Origin of the sequence: Moorena sp. SIO4E2 (assembly GCF_010671945.1) — a bacterium.
GTDB lineage: Bacteria > Cyanobacteriota > Cyanobacteriia > Cyanobacteriales > Coleofasciculaceae > Moorena > Moorena producens.
On the sequence record NZ_JAAHIE010001197.1, the window covers coordinates 1 to 1459 of the forward strand.

General features: G+C 41.4%; 2 protein-coding genes. Both read left to right on the forward strand.

Translation table 11 applies throughout. From position 1 onward, the window contains the following. Window positions 1-884: trypsin-like serine peptidase (locus F6K37_RS42140; protein WP_287257184.1), on the forward strand; the 884-nt coding region annotated here is incomplete at its 5' end. A gap of 343 nt (window positions 885-1227) precedes the next feature. Continuing rightward, window positions 1228-1459: effector-associated domain EAD1-containing protein (locus tag F6K37_RS42145; protein ID WP_287257185.1), on the forward strand; the 232-nt coding region annotated here is incomplete at its 3' end.

Sequence of the window (1459 nt, forward strand, 5' to 3'; positions counted from 1 at the left end):
CCCGTGAATCGAATCCAGGTAACCCAGCGTTATTCGCCTTTGCCCAGGAGTTAAAACTTGCGATTGCTATGCCGCAACCGCTATTAGCAAAAGGTCGATTAGAAAGACTGATTAAGAAACCCAATTCTTTTTTAGACGTAAATCGGTGGCGGGAAAAGTTAGGTCAAATTGAAGGGCAAGTCTGTCGTGTCGAAGTTACGAATAACGATAATAGTCGGGAATTTGGGACAGGTTTTCTGATTGCGCCCAATGTGGTTATTACTAATTACCATGTGGTGGAATCGGTAATTTTAAAACAAGCAACGTCTAGTAATGTTATCCTGCGTTTTGACTACAAGCAGTTAGGGGATGGTAAAGTTATCAATCCTGGTAAGGAGTATCGCTTAGTAGAGGATGACTGGCTAATTGATCAAAGTCCTTATACCAACAATCCATTACCAACCCCTGAGCAATTGGATTATGCCTTGCTGAGAGTAGATGGAGTTCCTGGGGAAGAACCGATTGGGAAAAATCCCGATCCCAATTCTCCAAAGCGCCAGTGGATTGAGTTACCCCAACAGCCATATTATCAGTTTGTGCCCAATACTCCACTGTTTATTGTGCAGCATCCCCAGGCCGAACCCTTAAAATTGGCCTTTGACACCGAGGCTATTATTACTATTAACGAGAATGGTACAACGGTTAAGTATAAAACCAATACCGAACCCGGTTCCTCTGGTTCTCCATGTTTTGATATTAACTGGAATTTAGTAGCCCTGCATCATAGTGGTGACCCAAGCTGGAATCCTAGTTATAACGCTGGCAGTCCTTTCAGTGCTATTTGTGAGCGGTTAGAGAAGCAAGGGTTATTGACAGATTTACTTAAAGGTGAAGCAATGTGGTGAATGGTTGTCTGTAAGCTATCAGCATTCAGCTATCAGCATTCAGCTATCAGCATTCAGCTGATGCGCTACGCGCTGCATCGCTACTTGAGGTGCTTTTGAATACAACAGGTAAGCATTTGTTTAATCTGAGTTAACTCCCAGGGTCGAAGCCTGTGCCACGGCTGACTGCTGAATCCTTACGACGGAACTCGGTATAATCAGAGTGTAGATACTTAATTAGAGTCAGAATATCAAGTTCTATTTTTCACAGGTATTGAAGTAACCATCAATGAATGCTGGAAATCCCCCTGGTTATCTACTCGCGCAGATAGAGTCAGCACTGTGTAGTGCTTTCCCTAGTGAAATGAAATTAGCAATGATGCTACGACATCAATTCAGTCAAAATCTGGCACAGGTGGCTAGTGGTGGCAATTTGACTGAAATTGTTTACAACCTAGTACAAGATTTTAATACTAGGAATAGTTTAGAAAAATTAATTAATAGAGCCCTTAAAGAAAATCCCAAGAATGCTGAGTTAAATGCAATCAAGGAAAAATTTGAAATTACAACTAGTTTAGTAAAATTATTGCTTCCTA